This is a genomic window from Nocardioides sp. YIM 152588 (genome assembly GCF_040191335.1).
Taxonomy (GTDB): domain Bacteria; phylum Actinomycetota; class Actinomycetes; order Propionibacteriales; family Nocardioidaceae; genus Nocardioides.
Map to the genome: position 1 here is coordinate 311154 of NZ_JBEGDJ010000001.1, position 23681 is coordinate 334834.

Here is a 23681-nt window from a genome sequence, read left to right on the forward strand (position 1 = left end):
GGTCTGAGCAGGTCTGCGCGGGGTCTCAGACGCCGAAGGCGCGCGGGTAGGCGATCGCGCCGCGAGGCGCCGGGCGGGACGGGTCGAGGCGCAACGCCATGAACGCCTCGTCCGGCACCTCGAAGGGGGCCGTGACACCCAGGCCCGAGGCCGGGGCGAAGCCGAAGCGCGGGTAGTAGTCGGCGTGGCCGAGCACCACCACGAGGTTCTCGCCCCGGTCGCGCGCGGCGGCCAGCGCGCCGTCGATCGCGGCGGAGCCCGCGCCGCCGCGCTGCCACCCCGGGAGCACCGCGCACGGCGCCAGCGCCAGCGCGGGCTCCCCGCCGACGGTGCACCGGGTGAGCAGCGCGTGACCCACCACCTGGCCGTCGGGCGTCTCGCTCACCCAGGAGAGGCCGTCCACCCAGGCGTCCGGGTCCTCCCGCAACGCCTCGACCAGGTCCGCCTCGGCCTCGGTCGGGAACGCCGCGACGTTGACCTCGCGGATCGGCTCGACGTCGTCCGGGCGCTCGGGGTGGGCGATCCATGCGGTGGCCATGCCCGCAGTCGAGCAGGAACCGGCCCCGCGGGCAACCTGCCCGCGCGGCGCTCCCGCGGCCGTCAGGTCAGGCTGGCCCAGAGCAGGGCGTTGTCCACGGCCTGCCAGCACTTCGCGCAGCCGATCACCGTCAGCGTGGCGACGACGGTCCAGCTGTAGAGGCCGGTCGGGCGGCCGACGTTCACCCAGCACAGCGCCGCGCAGACCAACGACGCGGCGAGCACGTAGCCGAGGACGCCGAGCACGGCCATGCCCGCCGCGGCCACCGGGTTGCCCTCCTCGGAGACACCCGAGGACATCATCGCCAGCGTCGTCCAGGCGTCCCCGAGGGTGCCGGCGAGCCAGACGCCGACGACGGCCGCCACCGGCACCGAGCGGTGCACCCGACGCAGCGAGGCGGGTGCCGTCCGCACCAGCGTGACCAGCTCCCGGCGCAGCTCCGCGAGCGCCGGCGTTGCGGTCGACCCGAAGGCGGCGATCCGTGTGCTCACCCGCCCCACCCTGCGCGGCGGCCGGGCCGGACGCATCGCCCCGATGGGGTAGCGGCCGCGCGCCCCGACGTACTCTCCCCGGGTGAGTCCCGAGGAACGGCGTCGCCCGGACGTGACGGAGACCGAGCTCGTCGGCGGCATCGAGAAGCGGGCGCTGGTGATCGCCGTCTACGACCCGACCTGGCCCGAGCGCTACGCGCTGCACCGGGAGCGGATCGCGGGTGCCGTCGGCACGGTCGCCGTGACGATCGAGCACATCGGGTCGACCTCCGTGCCGGGACTGGGCGCGAAACCGATCATCGACATCCTCCTCGTGGTGCCGGACATCACCGCGGAGGAGGACTACCTGGACCAGCTGCTCACGGCCGGGTACGCGCTGCGGGTCCGCGAGCCGGGACACCGGCTGGTCCGGACGCCGGAGCGCGACGTCAACCTGCACGTGCTGGAGGACGGCGACCCGGCGGCGGGGGAGTACCTGCTGCTGCGCGACCGGCTGCGCTCCGACGCCGGGGACCGCGCCCTCTACGAACGCACCAAGCGCGAGCTGGTCACCCGCGACTGGCCCGACACGAACGCGTACGCCGACGCGAAGTCCGACGTGATCGCGGCGATCAAGGAGCGGGCCCGACGGTCCGGTCAGCCGGGCTGACTCACCGCTCGCCCTCCAGCACCGCGAGGTCGCGCACGGCGTACCGGTGGTGCTCGGCCTCCTCCTTGAGGATCACCGTGAGGCAGCGCCGGACGACGTAGCGCAGGTCGGGGTAGTTGTCGGCGGGCTTGCGGGCGCACACCCGGTCGAGCTCCGCCTCGGTCAGCGCGTCCACCGTCCGCCGCATCGTGGCCATCCGGCGCACCCGCAGCGCCAGCACCTCGTCGAGGGTCGGCGCCGCTTCGAGCGTCAGCCCGAGCGCCGCCGCGTCCTCGTCCGGCGTGCCGCCGGCGGGGTAGCCGAGCGGGTGGTGGGGCGCGTCCTCCTCCAGCACGGCGTTGCCGAGCCAGGCGTCCGAGGCGAAGAGCAGGTGGCGGTGGGTCTCCACGAACGACCACTCGCCGTCGACCCGCGCGTGCAGGGCGGGCTCGCCCAGCCGCCAGGCGCGCTCGAGCGTGGCCGCCCACGCCGCCTCGATCGCGTCCCAGGCCGCGCGGTAGTCCGCGGGGGAGTCGGCCTCCCGCGCGAGCACGCGGATGGGGTGCGCGCGGTCCAGCTCGCGCTCCACGTACGCCGTCACGTCAACGTCGTTGACCACGACCCGCTCGAAGTCGCCGCCGAGCGAGACGGTGCCGCCGTAGCAGTCGACGATCTTGAGCCCGCTGACCTCGCAGTCGCGGATCTCCAGGCCGCCGAGGTCGCACAGGTGGATGCGGGCGTCGCGGAGCCGGTCGCTGTCGGTGTACTCCGTGGCCATGCGCCCAGTGTCGCGCTCGGGTGGGTCCTACGCGTCGATGGAGCTCATGTCGCCGTACCTCGCGCCGGCGACCGCGCCGCGCGGCACCGCCGCCTCGATCGCCGCGAGGTCGTCCGGGGTGAGCGCGACGTCGGCCGCCCCGGCGTTCTCCTCGAGGTAGGCGACGCGCCGGGTGCCGGGGATCGGCACCACGTCGTCGCCCTGGGCCAGCACCCACGCCAGCGCCAGCTGGCCCGGGGTGCAGGACTTCTCGTCCGCCAGCTCGCGGACCCGTGCGACCAGCGCGAGGTTGGCGGTGAGGTTGTCGCCCAGGAAGCGCGGGAAGTACGCCGAGGAGCGGCGGTCGCCCTCCGCCTCCGGGGTGCTGGCGATGGCTCCGGTCAGGAGCCCGCGGCCCAGGGGCGAGTACGGCACCAGCCCGATGCCGAGCTCGCGCAGGGTCGGCAGGATCTCGTCCTCGAGGTCCCGGGTGAACAGGGAGTACTCGGTCTGCAGCGCCGTGATCGGGTGGACGGCGTGCGCACGGCGGATCGTCTGCGGCGACGCCTCGGAGAGGCCGAGGTGGCGTACCTTGCCCGCCGCGACCAGCTCCTTCATCGCGCCGACGGTCTCCTCGATCGGAACCGTCTGGTCGACGCGGTGCTGGTAGTAGAGATCGAGGTGGTCGACCCCGAGCCGCTCCAGCGAGGCGTCGCAGGCCCGCCGGACGTAGTCGGGGCTGCCGTTGATGCCGAGCCGGGTGCCGTCGGGGAGCCGCTCGTTGCCGAACTTCGTGGCCAGCTGCACCTCGTCGCGGCGGCCGGCGATCGCCTTGCCGACGAGCCGCTCGTTGGTGAAGGGCCCGTACATGTCGGCGGTGTCGATGAAGGTCACGCCGAGGTCCAGAGCGCGGCGGATCGTGGCGATGCCGCCGGCCTCGTCCGGCGATCCGTAGAACTCCGACATGCCCATGCAGCCGAGGCCGAGCGCGGAGACGGTGAGCGGGGCGGAGGTGCCGAGCGTGCGGGTGGGAATCGTCATGCCCACCAGCCAACTCCCTGGAGCGCGCTCCAGGTCAACCCCTGGGCCGACGCCGATCCGCGGATCCTCACGCGGACCGCGGCACCCGCGCGAGCCGGTCCTCGTAGATGCCGATCTTGTGGTCGATGGCGCCCAGGTGCGCGGTCACCTCGGCGAGCCGCCGCAGCACGACCTCCCGGTGCCCGCGCAGCAGCGCCAGGCGCTCCTCCTCGTTGCCGTCGCCGGCGCGGACGAGCTCGGCGTAGCGCCGGACGTCGCGGATCGGCATCCCGGTCGACCGCAGCCGCGTGACCAGCTCGACCCAGCGCAGATCGGTCGCGTCGTAGCGGCGGTGGCCGCTGGGGGAGCGGGGGACCGGGCGCAGCATCAGCCCGTCCTTCTCGTAGTAGCGCAGCGTGTCGACGGAGAGGCCGGCGGCCTCCGCGGCCTCGGCGATGGGCAGTCCCGTGGTGGTCACACCCCCAGCATCACTCCTGGAGTGCGCTCCAGGTCAAGGTGGCGTGACGCGTTGGCGCGGAGATCCATACCACTTTGGGATTCATTTCGGTATACTGGCGGCGTGACCACTCAGATCGCCGTCCGGCTTCCCGACGCGATGGTGCAGTTCCTCGACGGCGCCGTCGCGACCGGGCGTGCGACGAGCCGCGCAGCCGTCGTCGCCGCCGCGCTGGAACGCGAGATGCGGGCACAGGCCGCGCAGCGCGACGCCGAGATCCTGGCGGCCGACGGCCCGGCGGACGACCTCGACGACCTCGTCGACTGGTCCGTGGCCCACGCGCCGCTCGACGACTGAGTCGCACGGATGCGGGAGATCTGCCTGGCGCGCCTGGACAGGACCCGTCCCGTCCTCGTGCTCACGCGCGAGGCGGCCCGCGCAGCGATGACGAAGGTGACCGTCGCGCCGATCACCTCGACGATCAAGGGGCTGTCCGGCGAGGTGCCCGTCGGGCGCGCCAACGGGCTCGACCACGCCGGCGCCGTCTCGCTCGACAACGTCGTGACGATCCCGGCGGCCCTGCTCGGGCGCACGATCGGCTTCCTCGGCGCCGATCAGGAACGGGAGCTCGCGCGCGCCATCACGCTGGCCTACGACCTCGAGGTGCCGTTGCTCGGCGACTGAGCAGCTCCCACTGACAGACCCACCCACATAGCCGATAAGTGACATTATGTCATTCTGTCTCGACAGGAGCGCCCAGCGACGTCCTCGACCACTCCCCAGGACGGCGGCACCGAATCACACCGGTGTCATCGCTCAGGGGCGCTCCAGGAGCAGCTGCCAGGCCACGCCGATCCGGTTGTACGGCGCACGCCCGCTCAGGTCGAGCTCCAGCGCCAGCAGCTCGTCGAACCACCCCGCGTCGTACTTGGCCGTGTCGTCCACCAGCAGGTCGTTGGCGATCCGGTGACCGTGCAGCGCCACCGGCGTCAGGCCGGCCGCGCGCGCCTCGGCCTCCGCGTCGTCGACCTCGATCTTGCGGGTGTCGGTGCCGAACGTCACGGTCTCCATGCGGTCGGCGTGCAGCTCCGCGCGCGCAGCGGCCGGCCCCTCGGTCACCAGGCGGCGCAGCACGCGCCCGGCCGGGTTGGCGTCCATCAGCGACAGCAGTCCCCCGGGACGCACGCGGGCGGCCAGGGCCGCGACGTCGTCCGTGCCCGCGGGTCGGTAGCGCAGCACAAAATGACATAACACGACGTCCCACGCGCCCTCGGGCAGGTCGTCGAGGCCGCCGTGCACCGTCTCGACCTGCACGCCGGCCTCGGCCGCCCGGCGCCGGGCCTCCGCCAGCCAGCCCGCCGACGGGTCGACGATCGTGACCCGGTGACCGGCCGCCGCCAGCGGCAGCGCGTCCTGGCCGTCCCCACCTCCGACGTCGAGGACCCGGAGCCGGTCCCCCAGCGCCTCGCACCGGCGGCGCAGCACCTCGCCGACGACGGCGTACCGGATGCGCGCCCACGGCGTCGCCGTGTACTCGCGCCACGCGTCCAGCTGGGCGTCGAAGATCTCGCTCACGGCACCAGCCTGCCCCATCACCGCTCGCTCACGCGGCCGGCCTCGACCCGCAGCTCGCGGGTGGTCCGCACCGCCTCCAGCATCCTGCGGTCGTGCGTGACCAGCAGCAGCGTGCCCGGGTAGCCGGCCAGCGCCGCCTCCAGCTGCTCGATCGCGGGCACGTCGAGGTGGTTGGTCGGCTCGTCCAGCACCAGCAGGTTCACGCCCCTGGCCTGCAGCAGCGCCAGCGCCGCACGGGTCCGCTCCCCCGGCGACAGCGTGGTCGCGGGGCGCAGCACGTGGTCGGACCTGAGCCCGAACTTCGCCAGCAGCGTGCGCACCGGCTCCGGCGCCCAGTCGGGGACCTGGCGCTGGAACGCGTCGACCAGCGGCTCGTCGCTCTCGAAGAGCCGGCGCGCCTGGTCGACCTCGCCGACGACCACGCCCGGCCCCAGGTGGGCCGCCCCCTCGGCGGGCGACAGACGACCCAGCAGCACCGCCAGCAGGGTGGACTTCCCGGCCCCGTTCGGCCCGGTGATCGCGACCTTCTCCGCCCAGCCGATCTCCACCGTGACCGGCCCGAGCGTGAAGTCGCCCCGGTGCACCACGGCCTCCCGCAGCGCCGCGGTGACCGCGCCGGAACGCGGCGCGGCGGCGATGCTCATCCGCAGCTCCCACTCCTTGCGCGGCTCCTCGACGACCTCGAGGCGCTCCAGCGCCCGCTCGGACTGGCGCACCTTGGCGGCCTGCTTCTCGCTCGACTCGGTCCGGAACCGGCGCAGGTTCTTGTCGGGCTCGTCGTTGATGCTGCGCCGGGCGTTGCGCACGCCCTGCGCCGCCCAGCTGCGCTGCGTGCTCGCCCGTGCCTGCAGCGTGGCCACGGTGTCGGCGTACTCGTCGTAGGCCTCGCGCGCGTGCCGCCGCGCGATCTCGCGCTCCTGCAACCAGGCGTCGTAGCCCCCGCCGTAGACGTTGATCGCGCGCTGGTGCAGGTCGAGCTCGACGATGCGGTTGACGGTGCGGGCCAGGAACTCACGGTCGTGGCTGACGATGACCGCCCCTGCTCCGAGGTCGGCGACGAACCGCTCGAGGCGTGCGAGGCCGTCGAGGTCCAGGTCGTTCGTCGGCTCGTCGAGCAGGAACACGTCGTAGCGCGACAGCAGCAGGCTCGCGAGCCCGGCCCGGGCGGCCTGGCCGCCGGAGAGCGCCGACATCGGCTCGTCGAGGTCGATAGCGAGCCCGACGTCCGCGGCGACGGCGGCGGCCCGCTCGTCGAGGTCCGGGGCGCCGAGCGCGAGCCACCGCTCCAACGCCACGGCGTAGGCGTCGTCGGCCCCCGGATCGCCGGCCTCGAGCGCCGCGGTCGCGGCGTCGAACGCGGCCTGGGCGGCGGCGACGCCGGTACGACGCGCGAGGAACCCACGCACGGACTCCCCCGCCCGCCGGTCCACCTCCTGCGGGAGGTAGCCGACGTTCGCCGTCGCCGGCGTCACCACGACGGATCCCTCCTCGGGGCGCAGCTCGCCCGCCAGCGTCCGCAGCAGGGTCGACTTGCCCGCGCCGTTCGGGCCGACCAGCCCGACCACGTCGCGCGGCCCGACCACCAGGTCCAGCCCCGAGAAGAGGGCCGTGGCGCCGTGGCCGGCGGCGAGGCCGGACACCTTGATCGTCGCGCTCACCGGGCATCCCCTCGTCTCGTCGCTCCCCGCGCCGGTGCGAGGCCGACGCCCAGTCTGCCGCGCGCCCGCACGCGGCCGCACCCGGGTTCCGCTGGGCCCGCCGGCCCGGCAGGCTGTGGCGATGAGAGGCGACCTCACCTACTTCCTGACCGCGACCACCATCGCCATCGCCGCCGCGCTGGCCGTGATCCTCGCCGTCCAGCTCGCGGCGCACCTGCTCGCCCGCCGCTGGCCCCTGCTCGATCTCCTCGCGCAGCGGGAGCGGGTGCCCTTCCGCGTCCTGGTCCTCCTGATCGCGCTCAACCCGGTGCTGCAGCACCTGCGCCCGGAGGGGTCGGCGCCCGGCTGGCACCTGGCGGCCATCACCGCCCGCGTCCTGGCCATCGGGGCGGGCGGCTGGTTCCTGACCAGCCTGCTCGTCTTCTTCATCGACCTCGGGCTGCGGCGCAACGAGACCGACGTCGCCCGCTCCGACAACCGGTCCGCGCGCCGCCTGCGCACCCAGGCGCTGATCATGCGACGCCTGGTCTACGTCGCCGGCGCCGTGCTCACCGTCGGGGCAGTGCTGATGAGCTTCCCGCCCGTCTCCCGCTTCGGTGTCAGCGTGCTCGCCTCGGCCGGCGTGATCAGCTTCGTCGCTGGCCTGGCCGCCGGGCCCGTGCTCGGCAACGTCTTCGCCGGGCTCCAGCTCGCGTTCAGCGACGCGATCCGCCTCGACGACGCGGTGATCGTCGAGGGCGAGTGGGGCTGGATCGACGAGCTGACCCTGACCTACGTCGTGGTCCGCCTCTGGGACGAGCGCCGCCTGGTCCTGCCGTCCAGCTACTTCACCACCACCCCGTTCCAGAACTGGACCCGCGAGAGCGCCGAGCTCCTCGGCTCCGTCGAGCTCGACCTCGACTGGCGCGTGGACACCACCGCACTCCGCGCCGAGGTCGACCGGGCGCTGTCCTTCACCGACCTGTGGGACGGGCGGGCCAAGGTCGTGCAGGTGACCGACGCCGTGGGCGGTTGGGTGCGGGTCCGGGTGCTGGTCACCGCGCGCGACGCACCCACCCTCTTCGACCTGCGCTGCCACGTCCGCGAGCACCTGGTCGCCTGGGTCCGCGAGAACCAGGAGCGGGGCATGCCGCGCCAGCGCACCGAGATCGTCACCACGCCGCACTCCCGGATCGGCGCCGTCGCGATCGACGTCGGCGGCCTCTTCCACGGCGACGAGGCCGCCGAGGAACGGGCGGCGCGGGCCGCCGGGCTGCACGACGACGCCACCGGACCGGACTCCCCGGAGGACCAGGAGGGGTGAGGCGACACGAATCTCGGCTGCACCCGGCCCGACCGTCCGGGTGCGACTGAGGGTGCGGATTTCAAGTGCAGGTCACTAGTGTCGGGGGATGGAGCTGGTCCACCCGCCGAAGGCCCGCCCGGGCGACCGGGTCGCGGTCCTCTCCCCCTCGTTCGCGGCGCCCGCGGTCGGCCCGGAGGTGCACGAGCAGGCGATGGCGCGGCTGCGCGCCATCACCGGCCTGGAGCCCGTCGAGTACCCGACCACGCGCCGCCTCGACGCGGACCCGCGCGACCGGGCCGCCGACCTCAACGCGGCGTTCGCCGACCCGTCCATCCGGGCCGTGCTCGCGACGATCGGCGGCGAGGACCAGATCACCGTGGTCCCGCACCTCGACGCCGCGGCGGTCCGGGACGACCCGAAGCCGTTCCTCGGCTACAGCGACAACACCAACCTCCTCAACTGGCTCTGGACGCACGGCGTCGCCGGGTTCTACGGCGGCTCCACCCAGGTGCACCTCGGCCCCGGCCCCGGGGTCGACCCGGTCCACGAGGCGTCGCTGCGCGCGGCGCTGCTGGCCGGCGGGACGCTGGAGATCACCGAGCCCGGCGAGTCCGAGGACTTCGGGCACGAGTGGACCACCCCGCGCGCGCTCACCGAGCACGGCGACCGGGAGCCCACCGGGCCGTGGACCTGGGCGGGACCCGACCGCCGCGTCACCGGGCGCACCTGGGGCGGCTGCATCGAGGTCGTCCAGTGGGTGCTCGCCACGGGCCGGTTCCCCGACGATCCCGGCGTGCTCGACGGCGCCGTGCTGCTCCTGGAGAGCTCGGAGGACCTGATCCCCGCCCGGGAGTTCGGTTGGATCGTGCGGATCCTCGGCGAGCGCGGGATGCTCGACCGCGTCGCCGCCGTCGTGGTGGCGCGGCCGCCGACGTCGAACTTCACCGACCGGCCGAGCAGCGAGGTCCGACGCCGGCGGCGGGAGGAGCAGCGGGACGCCGCCATCGAGACGGTCACCCGCTACAACGCGGACGCCGTCGTCGTGGTGGGCCCGCCGTTCGGCCACACGCAGCCGCAGTGGATCGTCCCGTACGGCGGCGCGATGACCGTCGACGGCGCCGCCCGGCGCCTGTACGCCGACTACGCGTGAGCCCGCCGCCGTCGTACCGGATCAGTGCCAGTCGCTGATCTGCACGTCCCCGGGCGCCGGAGCCCCGCGGCCGGTCTCGACCAGCGCCTTGAGGCTCAGCAGGAACGTCGCCCACTTGGTGCTGCAGTGGTGCATGAACTCGACCGGCTCGCGCCAGCCGGCGTGCCGGAACAGCACGACGGTCCAGCCGCCGTCCTGCCGCAGGTCCCACTCGACGGTGGTGCCGATCCACTCCTCGGGGCCGTCCGCGACGCGCCACACCACCCGCTTGTCGGGCACCGCCTCCAGGACGTCCATGTCGAACCCGCCGACCGGCGGGAACCGGAACCGCAGCTCCCCGCCCGGTACGCCGGACCCGCTCGTCTCCGTCGTCCACCAGCCGGCGAGCGCGTCGACCTCGGTCAGCGCCTCGTAGACCTTCTCCGGGCCCGCGGCTCGCACCCCGACCCGGTGCAGGATGTCGACCATCCCGATCACTCCTTCGTCCGTCGCTCGTCGGGGCCGGCCTGCCGACCCCGTTCCCGCTGGACCGCCTCGGCGATCCGCTTGATGCGCTGCAGGCGGCCGTCCCAGGCCGCGCCGACGGCGTTGAGCTGGGCGACCGCTCGCCCCAGCTGGGCCTCGTCGACCCGGTAGCGGCGCTCGCGGCCGGCGGCCTCGACCCGCAGCAGCCCGACCCGGTCGAGGACGCCGAGGTGCTTCGACACCGCCTGGCGGGTCACCGGCACCCGTTCGCTCAGCGACGTCGCCGTGCCGGGCCCCTCGGCGAGGAGCAGGTCGAGGAGCCGCCGGCGCATCGGGTCCCCCACCGCCGACCACAGGTCGTCGTCCACCGGCTGCGTCACGCGCGGGCCCCCAGCGTGGCCGCGTAGTCCGGCAGCCGAGGCAGGAAGTGGTCCCAGCCGGCGACGTGCTCGCGGTACTGCTGCTCGAGGACGGCCTGCTCCCACCCGCGCTCGCGGAACCCCGTCTCGACCATCCGCAGGAGCGTGCCCTCCCCCGCCGGCGTCAGCGAGAACGTGACCAGCAGCGAGTTGCCCTCGGTCGCCTCCTCGTCGACGGCCTGCGTCCACCGGAACGAGAACGTGGTCGGCGGGTAGACCTCCAGCACGCTGAACCCGGTGGCACCTCCCCCGGCCGCGGGGTCGCCGAAGACGATCTCGCCCGACGAGCCGGGGCGCGCCACGTAGCGCGCCTCGTCCGGCCACCAGCCCGTGATGTGCTCGGGACTGCTGACCACCTCGAAGACCACCTCCGGGGTGGCGTCGACGTAGATCTCGCGCTCGATGCTGCCCAGGTCCATCGCTGCCTCCTGCAACCTTTGGTTGCCAATGACGTTACGCCGGGGAGACGTGGAAGCGCAACCATCAGTTGCGCATAACTCGGCCTGCGTCCCGCGCGGCGGCCCGAATTGTGGCGACCGCACAAGGCGACGACTTGGGCATTCCGCCCAATCAGTACGTGGCCACGCGACTGTGACGCCCGACACACTTACCCCCCTAGCGTCGGAGCCGAGCGGCCGGATAGACGGCCCCCGACAAAGGAGCTCCACGTGCGAAAAATGGCAATCCGACTCGGCGCGATTGCAGCCGCCCTGACCCTCCCCCTCGCCGGCCTGGTGGCGAGCCCCGCCCAGGCCGAAGGCTACGAGCGCGGACCCGCGCCCTCAGAGAGCAGCCTGCTCGGCAGCGGATCCTTCTCGGTGAGCACCGACTCGGTGTCCTCCTTCGTCTCCGGCTTCGGCGGCGGCACGATCTACTACCCGAACTCCACCTCCGAGGGCACCTTCGGCGGCGTGGTCTTCTCCCCCGGGTTCACCGCCCGGGCCAGCCAGTACATCCCGCTCGCCCGCCGGGTGGCCTCCCACGGCTTCGTCGTGCTGGTGATCGACACCAACACCGTCTACGACTACCCGAACACCCGCGGACGGCAGATCCTCGCCGGCGTGGAGTACCTCACCGAGGACGCCCCCAGCGCCGTCGCGGCCCGTCTCGACGAGTCCCGGATCGCGGTCGCCGGCCACTCGATGGGCGGTGGCGGCACGCTGTACGCCGCCGACAACGCGCCCGGCATCGTGAAGGCGGCCGTCGCGCTCCAGCCGTGGCACACCGACAAGACGTGGCCGGGGGTCCGCATCCCGACCATGATCATCGGCGCCGAGAACGACACGATCGCCGGCGTCTCCTCGCACTCCATCCCGTTCTACAACTCCCTCTCGGGCGCGCCCGAGAAGGCGTACGGCGAGATCAACAACGCCGGCCACCTGATCGCCAACAGCGACGACGACTGGCAGGGTCGCCTGTTCGTCTCCTGGCTCAAGCGGTACGTCGACGAGGACACCCGGTACGACCCGTACCTCTGCCCCGGCCCGAGCTCCTACTACCTCTCGGACTACCGGGACACCTGCCCCGCCTGACACCACCGATCGAGCGCCACGCGAGCCGCCGGGTCCCGGATCCGGCGGCTCGTGCCGTGCGCGGGCGATGACCTTCCGGCACACTGCGGCCATGGACGTCGCGGAGGCCGTGCTGCCCCGGGAGGCCGACGCGTTCGTCGCGTTCGTCACCACGCACGACCCACGGACGGACCGGGTGATCCTGCGGGCCTCGCTGGACCCGGAGACCGCCACCTTCCTGCGCATCCTGGTCGCGCGCGCCCCGGACGGCACCTGGGCCGGGGTCGCGGTGGCCCGGGCAGCCTCCAACCAGCCGACGGGAGCGCTGTTCTCGATGATCTGGGTGCGGCCCGACCACCGGGGCCGAGGCGTCGCCTCTCGGCTGCGCGCCGACCTGGTGGCCGACATCCCGGAGGACCTGACCCGGCTGACCGCCAGCGCCTTCGCCGACGACTCCGCGTCGCTGGCGGTCGCCCGCCACTGGGGGTTCGAGCCCGTCGGGCGGTCGGACACGACGACGCTGGACGTGTCGCACGCCCGGATGCCGCGGCCCATGGAGGGCGTGGAGGTCACCGCGTGCGACGACCTGCGCTTCGAGGACGAGCGGGCGGTCGAGGAGATGCTGCTGGCGAGCCAGACCAACCCGGAGTTCGAGCTCGGGCTCGTGCTCAGCCTGGCCGGCTTCCGCGACACCCCCGCGCCCGGGCAGCGACCGGTGGCGGCGCTGGCGCGGGTCGCCGGCGCCCCGGCGGCCATCTCCTTCGCGGTGGCGGACGGCGACCGGATGCACGTGGTCTACACGGGCGTCGATCCGGCCCGCCGGGGCGGCGGCCTCGCCCGCCGGACCAAGGAGGTCCTGCACGCCCATGCCAGGGAGCTCGGCGTCCGGACGGTGCTCACCGACAACGCCAAGGAGAACCCGGGCATCCGGCACGTCAACGACCAGCTCGGCTACGCGCCGCACAGCAGCACCTGCTGGCTGATGCGCCCGCTGCGCTGAGCGACCCCGCCCTGCCGGCGAACCTACGATTACCCACCAAAAACCTAAAGGCTTTAGGTTGAGGTCGTGCAGCGAGCCGGCCTGTCCACCGACACCGTCGTCCGCGCGGGCGCCGCGCTGGCCGACGAGGTGGGCTTCGCCCACGCCACGCCCTCCGAGCTCGCCCGGCGCCTCGGCGTACGGGTCGCGAGCCTCTACTCCCACGTCGCCAACGCCGACGACCTCCGCGCCCGGATCGCCCTGCTCGCACTCGACGAGGTCGCCGACCGGACGTCCGAGGCGTTGGCGGGGCGGGCCGGTCGGGAGGCGCTGGTGGCGCTCGGCGACGCCTACCGGGACTACGCCCGGACCCACCCGGGCCGGTACGACGCCATGCGTCACCCGCTCTCCCCCGACGCGGCGGCGAGCAGCGCCGGCCCCCGGATCGCCGCGCTCACCGTCGCAGCGCTGCGGGGCTACGGGCTCTCCCCGCTCGACGAGACCCACGCCGTGCGCCTTCTCGGCAGCACGTTCCACGGCTTCATCAGCCTCGAGCTCGCCGGCGGCTTCAGCCACAGCGCCCCGCCCAGCCAGCAGTCGTGGGAGCGGATCCTCGACGGCCTCGACCGGACGCTGCGCGCCTGGTCCACCACCCCCACCCCGGAAGGGACACGATGACCCACCACCGCACACCGATCCGCGAGGTCCCGATCACCGCCGAGCTCGTCCGCGGGGCGCTCGAGATCGAGCGGACCGAGCGCGGCCTGCTGCCGCACCGGCTCCCGGCTCGCGCCCGCGCGCAGTCGGCCGACGGGCAGCTGCTGATGGTCGAGTCGCAGCCGGCCGGCGTACGGCTGGTGCTGGAGACCTCGGCGACGGTCGTGGAGCTCGACACGATCCCGACCAAGCGCGTGTACGTCGGCGCGCCGGCGCGCCCGGACGGCGCCTACGACCTCGTGGTCGACGGGCGCCACGCCGCCCAGCGCACGGTCACCGGCGGCGACCGGCTGGTCATCGACATGGCCCGCGGCGGCTTCGACCTCGAGCCCGGCACCGCCGGGACGGTCACGTTCGACGGCCTCGAGCCGGTCACGAAGCGCATCGAGGTCTGGCTGCCCCACGACGAGACGACCGTCCTGGTCGCGCTGCGCGCCGACGCCCCGGTGCGCGCGGCGACCGACGACCCGCGGCCGGTCTGGCTCCACCACGGCAGCTCGATCAGCCAGGGCTCGAACGCCGCCCACCCGACCGGCGCCTGGCCCGCGGTCGCGGCGCGGCTCGGCGGGGTCGAGCTGGTCAACCTCGGATTCGGCGGCAGCGCCCTGCTCGACCCGTTCACGGCCCGCGCCATGCGCGACACGGCCGCCGACCTGATCAGCGTGAAGATCGGCATCAACCTGGTCAACCAGGACGCGATGCGGCTGCGCGCCTTCCGGGCGGCGGTGCACGGCTTCCTGGACACCGTCCGCGACGGCCACCCGACGACGCCGCTGCTCGTCGTCTCGCCGGTGCTGTGCCCGATCCACGAGGAGACGCCGGGCCCCAGCGCCCCGGACCTGTCCGCGATGGCCGAGGGCCGGCTCTCGTTCGTCGCCGCCGGCGACCCGTCGGGCATCGCCTCCGGCGCGCTGACGCTCGGCACCATCCGGGCCGAGCTCGCCCGGATCGTCGAGGAGCGGCGGGCCGAGGACGAGCACCTGCACCTGCTCGACGGCCGGGAGCTCTACGGCCCCGGGGACGCCGAGGCCCTGCCGCTCCCCGACGCCCTGCACCCCGACGGCGCGACCCACCTCGTGATGGGCGAGCGGTTCGCCGCGCGGGCGTTCGCGCCCGCGGGCCCGCTCGCAGTGAAGGCGGTCACGACCGCCGCGCACTGATCCCCGGATGGATGTGGAACGCGCCACATAACCCTTCGGTTCCCCGGCGCGGGCCGTCACCCTGGATCGATGGCCGACCCGATCGTGCACCTGCTCACCGCCGCGACCGTCGCCCTCGCCATCGCCGTCGCCGTCATCGCCGGCGTCCGGACCGCGCTCCGGATGCTGGCCAGACGGTGGCCACCGGCCGAGAGGCTCGCCGACCGAGCCCGGATCCCGTTCCGGGCGCTCGTCGTGCTGGTGGCGCTCACCCCCGTCCTCGCGGACCTCGGCGAGGGCCGGAACCTGCCCGCCTGGAACGCGATCTCAGGCGGCGCGACGGTGGCGACGGTCCTCGCCGCCGGCTGGCTGCTCACCGTCGTCCTGGTGTTCCTGGTCGACGTCGCGCTCCTCCACAACGCCGAGGACGTGGCCCGGTCCGACAACCGCGCCGCCCGGCGGCTGCGGACCCAGGTGATGATCCTGCGTCGGCTCGTCTGGGTCGCCGGAGCGGTGGTCACGGTCGGCGCGGTGCTCCTCAGCATCCCCTCCGTGGAGGCGTACGGCGCCAGCGTGCTCGCCTCGGCCGGCGTGATCAGCATCGTGGCCGGGCTCGCGGCCACCTCGGTGCTCGGCAACGTGTTCGCCGGCCTCCAGCTTGCGTTCAGCGACGCGATCCGCCTCGACGACGCGGTGATCGTCGAGGGCGAGTGGGGCTGGATCGACGAGCTGACCCTGACCTACGTCGTGGTCCGCCTCTGGGACGAGCGCCGCCTGGTCCTGCCGTCCAGCTACTTCACCACCACCCCGTTCCAGAACTGGACCCGCAAGAGCGCCGAGCTCCTCGGCTCCGTCGAGCTCGACCTCGACTGGCGCGTGGACACCGCCGCCCTGCGGGTCGAGGTCGACCGGGCGCTGGAGGTCACCGACCTGTGGGACGGGCGGGCCAAGGTCGTCCAGGTCACCGACGCCGTCGGCGGCTACGTGCGCGTGCGGGTGCTGGTCACCGCCCGCGACGCACCCACCCTCTTCGACCTGCGCTGCCACGTCCGCGAGCACCTGGTCGCCTGGGTCCGCGAGAACGCCGAGCGCGGGATGCCCCGCGTCCGGACCGAGCTGGTGGAGGCGCCGCGCACGGTCATCCGCACGCCGCGCACCGACACCGGCGGCCTGTTCCACGGCGACGAGGCGGCCGAGGAGCGCGCCGCCCGCGCGACCGGTCAGATCGACCTGGAGGAGGTCGCCGAGGAGGAGCGGCGAGCGGCCGCCATGGGCGACCAGGTCGTCAACGACCCCCGCCCACGTCAACCGACGTCGCCGTGACGTAGGACGCCGCCGGGGAGACCAGCCAGGCGATCGCCCCGGCCACCTCCTCCGCGGTCCCCGGCCGGCCCATCGGCAGGGCGGGGCCCATCCGCTCCAGCCGCCCCGGCGCGTGGATGTCGGTCTCGATCAGCCCGGGACGGACGCCGACGACGCGGATGCCGTCCCGGGCGACCTCGCCCCCGAGGCCGGTGGTGAGCGCGTCCACCGCCGCCTTGCTGGCCGCGTAGTCGACGTACTCGCCCGGGGAGCCGTGGACGGCGGCGCGGGAGGAGAGGTTGACGATGACCCCGCCGGCGCCGCCGGCCGAGGTCGCCATCCGGCGTACCGCCGCGCCCGCGACCAGGAAGGCCCCGCGCACGTTGACCGCCAGCAGCCGGTCCAGCCGGGCGGCGTCGTAGTCGGCCACCCGCCCCGGCGGCGGGACGACGCCGGCGTTGTTGACGACCGCGCCGAGCGTCCCGAGCTCGTCGACCCGGGCGAACAGCGGCTCGACCTGGTCCGGGTCGGCGACGTCGCAGGGCAGCGCCCAGGCCGCGGCCCCCAGCGCGCGGCACCCGTCGACCACCGCCGCGGCCTCGCCCGCGGCGACGCGGTAGGTCACCACGACGTCCCAGTCCGGCGCCAGCGCCCGCGCGGTCGCGGCGCCGATCCCCCGGCTGCCGCCGGTGATCAGCGCGATCGGTCGTCTCGCCGTCTCGTCGGCCACGGTCTCGTCCGGCACCGCTCCATCCTGGCAGCGGCCGCGGCGGGTCCGCGCCCCCGTCTACGATCTGCCGCATGCGCGCGCGTGCGGGGATCCTCGTGACCGGTACCGAGGTGCTCACCGGCCGGGTCGCCGACGCGAACGGTCCGTGGCTGGCCGAGGAGCTGCGCCGGTCCGGCGTCGAGGTGGGCCAGGTGGCCGTCGTCGGCGACCGTCCCGACGACCTGCTCGCCGCGCTGCGGCACCTGGCCGCCACGAACGACCTGGTGGTCACCACCGGGGGGCTCGGGCCGACCGCCGACGACCTGACCGCCGCCGTGGTGGCCCGGTTCCAGGGCCGGGAGATGGCGGAGGACCCCGCCCTGCGCGAGCGCATCGGGGCCATCGTCGAGCGGCTGTACGCCCAGCGCGGGTGGGACTCCCCGGCGGCCGAGGTCGACGCGGGCACCGCGAAGCAGGCCCTCGTCCCCCGCGGGGCACGGGTCCTCGAGCCCGCCGGCACGGCGCCCGGGCTGGTCGTCCCCGCCGGGGAGGCCGGCGGCCCGCCCGTCGTCGTGCTGCCCGGACCTCCCGGCGAGCTGCGCCGGATGTGGCCGGCGGCCCTCGCCGCGCCCGAGGTCCGCGACGCGCTCGCCGACGCCGTCCCGCTGCTGGAGGAGACCGTGCGGATCTGGGGCCCTCCGGAGGCCGAGCTCGCCGGGCTGCTCCGCGACCACGAGACCCGCCACGACGCGGCCGGGCTGGAGGTCAGCACCTGCCTGCGCGACGGCGAGCTGGAGGTGGTCACCCGCCACTCCCCCGAGGCGGCCGAGGACTACCGTCGCCTCGAGCGGGCCCTCGTCGAGCGGTTCGGCGGCCAGGTCTTCGCGACCGACGGCCGGACCGTGGACCGGGTGGTCGCCGACCTGCTGGTGGAGCGCGGCGCGACGGTGGCCACCGCCGAGTCGTGCACCGCGGGCCTGGTGGCCGGCCGGCTGGCCGACCTGCCCGGCTCCTCCCGCTACCTGCTCGGCGGGTTCGTCACCTACGCCAACGAGGCGAAGACCGCGGAGGTCGCGGTGCCCGAGGAGCTCCTCGCCCGCCACGGCGCGGTCAGCGAGGAGGTCGCCCTGGCGATGGCCGACGGCGCCCGCGCCCGGCTCGGTACGACGTACGGCCTGTCCACGACGGGCGTCGCCGGACCCGACGGTGGGACCGCCGACAAGCCGGTCGGACTGGTGCACATCGCCGTGACCACGGCCGACCGCCGGTGGCACCGGGCGCTGCGGCTGAGCGGCGACCGGGCCGCGATCCGGGGGCGGTCGGTCACCTGCCTCCTGCACCTGCTGCGGGAGGCGGTCGCCGGCACCGCCGACTGAGCCACGGGGCGGGGCGTCAGGCCCCGGCGCCCCGCAGCTCCTCCAACCGGGCCAGCGTGCCCGCGGCGATGGCCTCGACCTCCGCCACGTCCTCCTCCGGCAGCTTCGCGCGCCAGGCGTCGGCGACCTCGGCAGGGTTGCGGTCGAAGTTGTGCAGCTGGTTCGGGTCGACGGGGCCGGAGGACTCGCGCTCGAGGTCGGCGGTCATCTCGTCGGACCAGGTCAGGCCGAGCCGGCCGGCGAGCGCCCGGCCGGCGTCCGCGCCGCCGATCGCCAGCTCGCGGTGGGAGACCACGACCACCGGCGTACCGGCGCTCGCGATGTCGTCGAGCGCCAGCTCGTGCAGGGCCGTCCAGAACCGGCCGAGGGCCTCGGCCGAGGACGGCTCCAGGTCGGCGCGCACACCGGAGCGCTCCACGATCTCGGTCAACCCCTGCTCCTCCAGCATCGCGCAGAGCGGGGCGAGCCCGGGCGACCAGCCCATCCGGCGATAGCTGGCCAGCACGGCGCCGGGGTGCCGGAAGAGCAGCACGGGGACGGCGCCGGTCACCTCGGCGACCGTGGGGATCGACGCGAGGGCGTAGGGGTCCTTGACCACGACCCGGGTCCCGGGCAGCGGCGCCCGCCACTGGCCGCTGCCGTAGCGGCTGAAGACGAACGGGTTCAGCCCCCGGTAGGCCAGCGCCAGGCGCCGCCGCTGCCCCGGCGTCGGGTCCGTGAGCCGGGCCCAGCCGGGCAGGGTGCCGCCGAGCCCGTACTGCCGGTTGTGCGCGTTCATCGGCTCCCGGCCGGCCATCGCCGTGCCGGGTGCGCGCGCCAGCAGCCGCGCCAGCCACGTGGTCCCCGACCTCGGGACGCCGGTCACCAGGATCGGCCGCCGGGTCCCCTGCGGGAGCTCGCTCTTCACCAGGCCCACTGTGCCTCCCCTCGGCGCCTCACCTGCGCCACCCGGCGATCATGCCGCCAGGACGCGTCGTCACAACCCGATTGGCCCCATTTCTCCCCCAAAAGGGGCCAATCCGGTTGTGACGACGCCGAACGATCAGTCACCCCGCCAGCTGGGCGTACACCTCGCGCAGCTTCCCCTTGACCATCTTCCCGGTGGGTGTGCGGGGCAGGCTGTCGGTGAAGTGCACCTCGCGCGGCACCTTGAAGTGGGCGATCCGCTCGCGGGCATAACCGATCAGCTCCTCGGCGAGCACCTCGCCGGGGGCGTAGCCCTCGGCGGCCTCGACGAAGGCGACCACCCGCTCGCCCATCTCCTCGTCCGGGACCCCGATCACGGCGATGTCGGTGACCGCCGGGTGCAGGGTGAGCAGGTCCTCGACCTCCTGCGGGTAGATGTTCACCCCGCCGCTGATGATCATGAACGCCTTGCGATCGGTGAGGTAGAGGTACCCGTCGTCGTCGAGGTAGCCGAGGTCGCCGACGGTGGTCCAGTTCGCGTGCGCCGGGTGCTGCGTGGCCGCCGTCTTCGCGGGGTCTTTGTGGTAGGCGAACGACGGCCCGTCGAAGCCCTCGCGCTCGAAGTAGATCGTGCCCACCTCGCCGCGCGCGAGCTCGGTGCCGTCCTCGGCGCAGATGTGCGGGACCCCGAGCAGCGGGACGCCGACGGAGCCCGGGTGGGCCAGCCACTGCTGGGAGTCGATCATCGTGGCGCCGTTGGCCTCGGTCGAGGCGTAGTACTCGTAGATGATCGGGCCGAACCAGTCGATCATCCTCTGCTTGACCTCGACCGGGCACGGCGCGGCGGCGTGGATGACGTACCGCAGGGACGACAGGTCGTAGCCGCCCCGGACCTCCTCGGGCAGCTTGAGCATCCGCACGAACATCGTGGGCACGCACTGGGTGTGGGTGACGCCGAACCTCTCGACCGCGGCGAGGAAGCCCTCGGCGTCGAACTTCTCCATCATCACCAGCGTCCCGCCCAGGGCGTGCACCACGCCGCCGTACCGCAGCGGCGCCGCGTGGTAGACGGGCGCCGGCGAGAGGTAGACCGTCTCCTCGGTGAACTGGTAGAGCCCGCCGAAGATGGTCACGTACTGGTAGCCGGGCTCGTCGACGGCGAAGTCCGGCAGCGGGAGCTTGATCCCCTTGGGGCGCCCGGTGGTGCCGGAGGAGTAGAGCAGGTCGTCGCCGTGGGGCTGCTCGGGCAGCGGCGCGGCACCGGCGCCGGCCAGCGCGGCCTCGTAGTCGCCGTAGCCGGGGACCCCTCCCCCGTAGGCGAGACGCTCCGCGACGTCGATGTCGAGGCTCGCCACCAGCTCGGCCTTCGCCGCGGAGACCACGATCGCCTTCGCGTCGCAGTCACGGACGATGTACGACGCCTCGTCGGCGCTCAGGTTGTGGTTGACCGCCGTGATGTAGAGCCCCGAGCGCAGCGCCGCCCAGTAGACCTCGTAGGTCTCCGGGGTGTTGTCGCTGAGCAGTGCGACCACGTCGCCGCGGCGCAGCCCGGCAGCGCGGAGCCGGTTGGCCAGGCGCAGGCTGCGTTCGTCGAGCTGGGCGTAGGTGAGGCTGCGGCCGGAGCCGGCCATGACGAGGGCGAGTCGGTCGGGGTCCTTCGCGGCCCAGGTTCCGGGATACATGCCGCAACTGTGACACCGATCACGTCACGGTCGCCACGGATTCGGCCGGAAATCTCAACGATCGTTCAGATCGTCCCGCCGGGCGCAGATTTTGCCTCGACACGTCGGGCAACCGACCCGCCGGGACGCACGGTCCTACCAGCATGACCCCGACCCCGCCGAGGGCGAGCGAACGAACGGAGGGCCGCGTGACGACCGAGATCGACCACCGCGTCGACTTCGAGTCGTTCGTCGCCGCCCGCTCCCAGGCGCTGCTCCGGACGGCCTACCTGCTGACCCGGGACCACGCCCTGGCCGAGGACCTGCTGCAGACCGCGCTGAGCAAGGCGTGGTTCTCCTGGCACCGGATCGAGACCCACCCGGAGCCGTACGTCCGGCGGATCCTGGTCACCACCTACGCCAGCTGGCGCGGCCGGCGCTGGAACGGCGAGCGGCCCACCGAGGTCCTGCCGGAGACGGCCGACCGCGCCGACGGCGCCGCGGCGGTCGTCGACCGCCACGACCTCGCCGGCGCCCTCGCCCGGCTGCCCCGGCGCCAGCGGGCCGTCGTCGTACTGCGGTTCTTCGAGGACCTCTCCGTCGCCGAGACCGCGGACGCCCTCGGCTGCAGCACCGGAACCGTCAAGAGCCAGCTCCACAAGGCGCTCGCCCACCTCAGGATCGACCCCGCCCTGGTCGTCGACACGAAGGGAGGCCCGCGATGACCGACCTGGACGACCTGCGCGCCCAGTTGCAGCGCGACGCCGCGTCCGTCACGGGCGCCCCGGACCCCGCACGCCTCGGCCAGGTGCAGCGTCGGATCCGCGCGATCCGGAGACGCCGGCACGGCGCGATGGCGGTCGCCGTGGCCGCGGTGGTCGCGGCCGTCGCCGTCGGCGTGCCGGTGCTGGTCGGGCGCGGCACCGGCGACGTCGCCGACCGGGTGCCGGAGCACGTCACCGTCCTCGGATTCGACTACACGATCGCCCAGGCGGCGGGCGGCGTGCGGGGCGGAGCCGGGGTCACCGTCGAGCTCCCGCCGGGCGACCTCCAGCGGGTGGCCCTGGTCTCAGCCGCACACCTGCCCGACGGATCGCAGGTCACACTGTTCGACCAGTACGACCGCGTGGTCGGGCGGCTCGTCGGCGGGGGCGCCGAGCTGCCTCCGGTTCCGATCGACGCCGTGCCGGGGACCCTGCGCGTGGCGGCCAACGACGTCACGGACGACACGGTCCTGCGCCTGACGGTCTACGAGCGCACGGACGTCCTGCCGGAGGGGATCACCAACGGTACGGCCGTCTACCGCCAGCAGGTGGGCGGGGCCACCCTCGTCGAAGGCGGATTCCTCCCCGACGGTGCGAGCAGTGTCAGCTTCCAGGTCGAGGGGCCGCTCGAGTCCCTGGCCTTCTCCTTCGACTGCGCGCGCGGGGCGGACACCGGCGTGGTCGGATCGATGGCCATCGACGGTGACACGGTGGTCAGCGGACGTTGCGGTCCCCGCAGCATCGCCGAGGACGCCGGCACCAGTTGGACACGGCCAGGCAACGACGCCGATCGGCTCGACGCCCGGATCCACACGGTGACCATCTTCACCTCCGACCGTGTCTTCTCCGAGGAGTCGGTTCCGTTCGACGGCGTCGAGATGGGCGTCGGGATCTATCGCGCCGGCCCGGCCGTGCTGGTCTCCGGCGCACACGTCGACCAGATCATCGAGGCGAACGGGAGGCTCTGGAAGCTGGAGGAGGCGCCCGGGCGCAGGGTCCGACTCGCGGTCACCGAGACGGACGAGCCCCGGCTGATCGGCATCGTCGCCGGCGGCGGGGACCCGCTCGCCTCGGTGGGCCTGGCGCGGAACGGCCGGACGGGCGGCACCCCCGGGATCCAATCCGCGACGGGATGGTCCCTCACCCGCATCGTCTGGCCGGGCCAGAGTCCCACGCTGACGCTGGTCGACGAGCGCGGCCGACCGGCCGATGGATCGGTGCTGGTCTACCGCCCGCTGGCCGACGGGTGAGCCGGTCTGCGGCTCAGAGGTCCCGGAGGCGCGGCACCACGTCCGACACCAGCGACGTGGTCCACGCCTCCGGGTCGTCGGTCGGCGGCATCGTGGCGACCAGCGACACCCCGAGGCCGGCGTAGGACTCCATCGCCTTCAGGAACGCGTCGGCGTCGGCTAGCGGGTCGTTCATGTAGAGGATCGTCTTGCGGATCTCGTCGTAGTCGCGGCCCACGTCGTCGCAGTGGCCGCGCAGCACCTCGAGTTTGTGGGCCATCTCCGCCGGGTCGTCTCCGGCGAAGATGTTGCAGGCGTCGGCGTACTGCGCGACGAGGCGCAGCGTCTTCCTCTCCCCCGTCCCACCGATCAGCACCGGCACACGGTCCCGGGTCGGCTGCGGCACGTTGACCGTCTCCGCGAGCCGGTAGTGCTCGCCCTCGAAGGGGCCGTCGTCGTCGCTCCACATCTGGCGCACGATCCGCAGCGTCTCCTCCAGCCGCTCGAAGCGCTCCGCGGTCGGCGGGTACGGCACGCCCAGCCCCTCGTGCTCGCGGTCGTACCAGGCCGCCCCGATGTTGAGCCACGCCCGCCCGCGCGACAGCACGTCGAGGGTGGTGACGATCTTCGCCAGCAGGCCCGGGTGGCGGTAGGTGACGCCGGTGACGAGGAGCCCGAGGTCGATGCGCTCGGTGACGCCGGCCAGGTAGCCGAGGGTGGTGTACCCCTCCAGCATCGGCTCGGGCGGGCCGCCCAGCATCTCCATCTGGAAGTAGTGGTCCATGACCGTGAAGAGGGCGACGCCGCCCTCGTCCGCGATCCGCGCGGTCCCGGTGAGCCGGTCCGCCAGTCGGGTCTCCCACTGCGGGTGGGAGAAGTTCGCGTAGTGGATTCCGAGGTCCATACCGGCGAACCTACGCCGGATCGCCCAGGGGTGGTGCGTAC

The 23681-nt window shown here is 74.0% G+C and carries 27 protein-coding genes; 13 read left to right on the forward strand and 14 right to left on the reverse strand.

Annotated elements, in window-relative coordinates:
• Positions 1–25 precede the first annotated feature (25 nt).
• Together ABLM29_RS01530 and ABLM29_RS01535 are read right to left on the reverse strand one after the other, a co-directional pair.
• The gene (locus ABLM29_RS01530) at positions 26–538 is read right to left on the reverse strand and encodes a GNAT family N-acetyltransferase (protein ID WP_349711743.1); all 513 of its coding nucleotides are present in this window, start codon (positions 536–538) and stop codon (positions 26–28) included.
• Positions 539–600: 62 nt separating this feature from the next.
• A complete protein-coding gene (locus tag ABLM29_RS01535; RefSeq protein ID WP_349711745.1) occupies positions 601–1029 on the reverse strand; it encodes a DUF5658 family protein in 429 nt (142 codons plus the stop codon).
• Positions 1030–1111: 82 nt separating this feature from the next.
• On the opposite strand from ABLM29_RS01535, the gene ABLM29_RS01540 reads away from it, so the two are divergent.
• Complete coding sequence (locus tag ABLM29_RS01540) at positions 1112–1678, forward strand: GrpB family protein (RefSeq protein ID WP_349711746.1); 567 nt, start codon at positions 1112–1114, stop codon at positions 1676–1678.
• A gap of 1 nt (position 1679) precedes the next feature.
• Here the strand turns inward: ABLM29_RS01540 and ABLM29_RS01545 are convergent, their stop codons facing one another.
• The 3 genes from ABLM29_RS01545 to ABLM29_RS01555 all read right to left on the reverse strand — a co-directional run bounded on the left by ABLM29_RS01545 (position 1680) and on the right by ABLM29_RS01555 (position 3912).
• Entirely contained in the window at positions 1680–2435 is a 756-nt protein-coding gene (locus tag ABLM29_RS01545) for a DinB family protein (protein WP_349711748.1), read from the reverse strand.
• Positions 2436–2462: 27 nt separating this feature from the next.
• Positions 2463–3455 carry an aldo/keto reductase gene (locus ABLM29_RS01550; RefSeq protein WP_349711750.1) on the reverse strand — a complete coding sequence of 331 codons (993 nt, stop codon included), beginning with the start codon at positions 3453–3455 and terminating at the stop codon, positions 2463–2465.
• Between the two features lie 67 nt (positions 3456–3522).
• Positions 3523–3912 carry a MerR family transcriptional regulator gene (locus ABLM29_RS01555; RefSeq protein ID WP_349711751.1) on the reverse strand — a complete coding sequence of 130 codons (390 nt, stop codon included), beginning with the start codon at positions 3910–3912 and terminating at the stop codon, positions 3523–3525.
• 102 nt (positions 3913–4014) lie between these two features.
• On the opposite strand from ABLM29_RS01555, the gene ABLM29_RS01560 reads away from it, so the two are divergent.
• Both ABLM29_RS01560 and ABLM29_RS01565 read left to right on the forward strand, forming a co-directional pair.
• Positions 4015–4248 (forward strand): ribbon-helix-helix domain-containing protein, encoded by a 234-nt coding sequence (locus tag ABLM29_RS01560; RefSeq protein WP_349711753.1) that lies wholly within the window; start codon positions 4015–4017, stop codon positions 4246–4248.
• Positions 4249–4257: 9 nt separating this feature from the next.
• Positions 4258–4575, forward strand: a complete 318-nt coding sequence (locus ABLM29_RS01565) for a type II toxin-antitoxin system PemK/MazF family toxin (protein WP_349711755.1) — start codon at positions 4258–4260, stop codon at positions 4573–4575.
• A gap of 132 nt (positions 4576–4707) precedes the next feature.
• Here the strand turns inward: ABLM29_RS01565 and ABLM29_RS01570 are convergent, their stop codons facing one another.
• Together ABLM29_RS01570 and ABLM29_RS01575 are read right to left on the reverse strand one after the other, a co-directional pair.
• Positions 4708–5466, reverse strand: coding sequence for a class I SAM-dependent methyltransferase (locus ABLM29_RS01570; protein ID WP_349711757.1), 759 nt, complete (start codon positions 5464–5466; stop codon positions 4708–4710).
• 17 nt (positions 5467–5483) lie between these two features.
• On the reverse strand, positions 5484–7124 hold the full coding sequence (locus tag ABLM29_RS01575) for an ABC-F family ATP-binding cassette domain-containing protein (RefSeq protein ID WP_349711759.1): 1641 nt from the start codon (positions 7122–7124) through the stop codon (positions 5484–5486).
• A 121-nt stretch (positions 7125–7245) separates the two neighbouring features.
• On the opposite strand from ABLM29_RS01575, the gene ABLM29_RS01580 reads away from it, so the two are divergent.
• The gene (locus ABLM29_RS01580; protein WP_349711760.1) at positions 7246–8427 is read left to right on the forward strand and encodes a mechanosensitive ion channel family protein; all 1182 of its coding nucleotides are present in this window, start codon (positions 7246–7248) and stop codon (positions 8425–8427) included.
• An 88-nt stretch (positions 8428–8515) separates the two neighbouring features.
• The gene (locus tag ABLM29_RS01585; protein WP_349711762.1) at positions 8516–9559 is read left to right on the forward strand and encodes a S66 family peptidase; all 1044 of its coding nucleotides are present in this window, start codon (positions 8516–8518) and stop codon (positions 9557–9559) included.
• A 21-nt stretch (positions 9560–9580) separates the two neighbouring features.
• Here the strand turns inward: ABLM29_RS01585 and ABLM29_RS01590 are convergent, their stop codons facing one another.
• From ABLM29_RS01590 to ABLM29_RS01600, 3 genes are read right to left on the reverse strand one after another with little or no spacing between them, the layout of a single operon-like run.
• Positions 9581–10027, reverse strand: a complete 447-nt coding sequence (locus ABLM29_RS01590; protein WP_349711764.1) for an SRPBCC family protein — start codon at positions 10025–10027, stop codon at positions 9581–9583.
• 5 nt (positions 10028–10032) lie between these two features.
• Entirely contained in the window at positions 10033–10404 is a 372-nt protein-coding gene (locus ABLM29_RS01595; protein ID WP_349711766.1) for an ArsR/SmtB family transcription factor, read from the reverse strand.
• Positions 10401–10862, reverse strand: coding sequence for an SRPBCC domain-containing protein (locus ABLM29_RS01600; protein ID WP_349711768.1), 462 nt, complete (start codon positions 10860–10862; stop codon positions 10401–10403). Before ABLM29_RS01600 ends, ABLM29_RS01595 begins: the two co-directional genes overlap by 4 nt.
• A 258-nt stretch (positions 10863–11120) precedes the next feature.
• Between ABLM29_RS01600 and ABLM29_RS01605 the strand changes: the two genes are divergently transcribed.
• The 5 genes from ABLM29_RS01605 to ABLM29_RS01625 all read left to right on the forward strand — a co-directional run bounded on the left by ABLM29_RS01605 (position 11121) and on the right by ABLM29_RS01625 (position 16112).
• Positions 11121–11975, forward strand: coding sequence for an alpha/beta hydrolase family protein (locus ABLM29_RS01605; RefSeq protein ID WP_349711770.1), 855 nt, complete (start codon positions 11121–11123; stop codon positions 11973–11975).
• A 91-nt stretch (positions 11976–12066) separates the two neighbouring features.
• Positions 12067–12954, forward strand: a complete 888-nt coding sequence (locus ABLM29_RS01610) for a GNAT family N-acetyltransferase (protein WP_349711772.1) — start codon at positions 12067–12069, stop codon at positions 12952–12954.
• 66 nt (positions 12955–13020) lie between these two features.
• A complete protein-coding gene (locus tag ABLM29_RS01615; RefSeq protein ID WP_349711774.1) occupies positions 13021–13611 on the forward strand; it encodes a TetR/AcrR family transcriptional regulator in 591 nt (196 codons plus the stop codon).
• Complete coding sequence (locus ABLM29_RS01620) at positions 13608–14810, forward strand: SGNH/GDSL hydrolase family protein (protein WP_349711776.1); 1203 nt, start codon at positions 13608–13610, stop codon at positions 14808–14810. Before ABLM29_RS01615 ends, ABLM29_RS01620 begins: the two co-directional genes overlap by 4 nt.
• Positions 14811–14879: 69 nt before the next feature.
• On the forward strand, positions 14880–16112 hold the full coding sequence (locus ABLM29_RS01625) for a mechanosensitive ion channel family protein (RefSeq protein ID WP_349711777.1): 1233 nt from the start codon (positions 14880–14882) through the stop codon (positions 16110–16112).
• Here ABLM29_RS01625 and ABLM29_RS01630 read toward each other — a convergent pair.
• Positions 16075–16836, reverse strand: coding sequence for an SDR family oxidoreductase (locus tag ABLM29_RS01630; RefSeq protein WP_349711779.1), 762 nt, complete (start codon positions 16834–16836; stop codon positions 16075–16077). The genes ABLM29_RS01625 and ABLM29_RS01630 overlap by 38 nt on opposite strands.
• Before the next feature lie 56 nt (positions 16837–16892).
• On the opposite strand from ABLM29_RS01630, the gene ABLM29_RS01635 reads away from it, so the two are divergent.
• Entirely contained in the window at positions 16893–18176 is a 1284-nt protein-coding gene (locus ABLM29_RS01635; protein ID WP_349711781.1) for a competence/damage-inducible protein A, read from the forward strand.
• 16 nt (positions 18177–18192) lie between these two features.
• Here the strand turns inward: ABLM29_RS01635 and ABLM29_RS01640 are convergent, their stop codons facing one another.
• Both ABLM29_RS01640 and ABLM29_RS01645 read right to left on the reverse strand, forming a co-directional pair.
• On the reverse strand, positions 18193–19083 hold the full coding sequence (locus ABLM29_RS01640; protein WP_349711783.1) for a sulfotransferase: 891 nt from the start codon (positions 19081–19083) through the stop codon (positions 18193–18195).
• 139 nt (positions 19084–19222) lie between these two features.
• Positions 19223–20764, reverse strand: coding sequence for an acyl-CoA synthetase (locus ABLM29_RS01645; RefSeq protein WP_349711785.1), 1542 nt, complete (start codon positions 20762–20764; stop codon positions 19223–19225).
• A 188-nt stretch (positions 20765–20952) separates the two neighbouring features.
• Between ABLM29_RS01645 and ABLM29_RS01650 the strand changes: the two genes are divergently transcribed.
• Together ABLM29_RS01650 and ABLM29_RS01655 are read left to right on the forward strand one after the other, a co-directional pair.
• A complete protein-coding gene (locus ABLM29_RS01650) occupies positions 20953–21468 on the forward strand; it encodes a SigE family RNA polymerase sigma factor (RefSeq protein ID WP_349711787.1) in 516 nt (171 codons plus the stop codon).
• Entirely contained in the window at positions 21465–22757 is a 1293-nt protein-coding gene (locus ABLM29_RS01655) for a hypothetical protein (RefSeq protein ID WP_349711788.1), read from the forward strand. Before ABLM29_RS01650 ends, ABLM29_RS01655 begins: the two co-directional genes overlap by 4 nt.
• A gap of 13 nt (positions 22758–22770) precedes the next feature.
• On the opposite strand, the gene ABLM29_RS01660 is transcribed toward ABLM29_RS01655, so the two are convergent.
• Positions 22771–23640 (reverse strand): LLM class F420-dependent oxidoreductase, encoded by an 870-nt coding sequence (locus ABLM29_RS01660; RefSeq protein ID WP_349711790.1) that lies wholly within the window; start codon positions 23638–23640, stop codon positions 22771–22773.
• Between the last annotated feature and the right edge of the window lie 41 nt (positions 23641–23681).

What these genes read in the sequence shown, in the direction of transcription:
- ABLM29_RS01605 (WP_349711770.1), top strand. Translation starts at nt 11,121, where the DNA reads ATGGCAATCCGACTCGGCGCGATTGCAGCCGCCCTGACCCTCCCCCTC.
- ABLM29_RS01625 (WP_349711777.1), top strand. Translation starts at nt 14,880, where the DNA reads ATGGCCGACCCGATCGTGCACCTGCTCACCGCCGCGACCGTCGCCCTC.
- ABLM29_RS01580 (WP_349711760.1), top strand. Translation starts at nt 7,246, where the DNA reads ATGAGAGGCGACCTCACCTACTTCCTGACCGCGACCACCATCGCCATC.
- ABLM29_RS01585 (WP_349711762.1), top strand. Translation starts at nt 8,516, where the DNA reads ATGGAGCTGGTCCACCCGCCGAAGGCCCGCCCGGGCGACCGGGTCGCG.
- ABLM29_RS01645 (WP_349711785.1), bottom strand. Translation starts at nt 20,764, where the DNA reads ATGTATCCCGGAACCTGGGCCGCGAAGGACCCCGACCGACTCGCCCTC.
- ABLM29_RS01590 (WP_349711764.1), bottom strand. Translation starts at nt 10,027, where the DNA reads ATGGTCGACATCCTGCACCGGGTCGGGGTGCGAGCCGCGGGCCCGGAG.
- ABLM29_RS01620 (WP_349711776.1), top strand. Translation starts at nt 13,608, where the DNA reads ATGACCCACCACCGCACACCGATCCGCGAGGTCCCGATCACCGCCGAG.
- ABLM29_RS01635 (WP_349711781.1), top strand. Translation starts at nt 16,893, where the DNA reads ATGCGCGCGCGTGCGGGGATCCTCGTGACCGGTACCGAGGTGCTCACC.
- ABLM29_RS01600 (WP_349711768.1), bottom strand. Translation starts at nt 10,862, where the DNA reads ATGGACCTGGGCAGCATCGAGCGCGAGATCTACGTCGACGCCACCCCG.
- ABLM29_RS01610 (WP_349711772.1), top strand. Translation starts at nt 12,067, where the DNA reads ATGGACGTCGCGGAGGCCGTGCTGCCCCGGGAGGCCGACGCGTTCGTC.
- ABLM29_RS01660 (WP_349711790.1), bottom strand. Translation starts at nt 23,640, where the DNA reads ATGGACCTCGGAATCCACTACGCGAACTTCTCCCACCCGCAGTGGGAG.
- ABLM29_RS01565 (WP_349711755.1), top strand. Translation starts at nt 4,258, where the DNA reads ATGCGGGAGATCTGCCTGGCGCGCCTGGACAGGACCCGTCCCGTCCTC.
- ABLM29_RS01545 (WP_349711748.1), bottom strand. Translation starts at nt 2,435, where the DNA reads ATGGCCACGGAGTACACCGACAGCGACCGGCTCCGCGACGCCCGCATC.
- ABLM29_RS01530 (WP_349711743.1), bottom strand. Translation starts at nt 538, where the DNA reads ATGGCCACCGCATGGATCGCCCACCCCGAGCGCCCGGACGACGTCGAG.
- ABLM29_RS01655 (WP_349711788.1), top strand. Translation starts at nt 21,465, where the DNA reads ATGACCGACCTGGACGACCTGCGCGCCCAGTTGCAGCGCGACGCCGCG.
- ABLM29_RS01550 (WP_349711750.1), bottom strand. Translation starts at nt 3,455, where the DNA reads ATGACGATTCCCACCCGCACGCTCGGCACCTCCGCCCCGCTCACCGTC.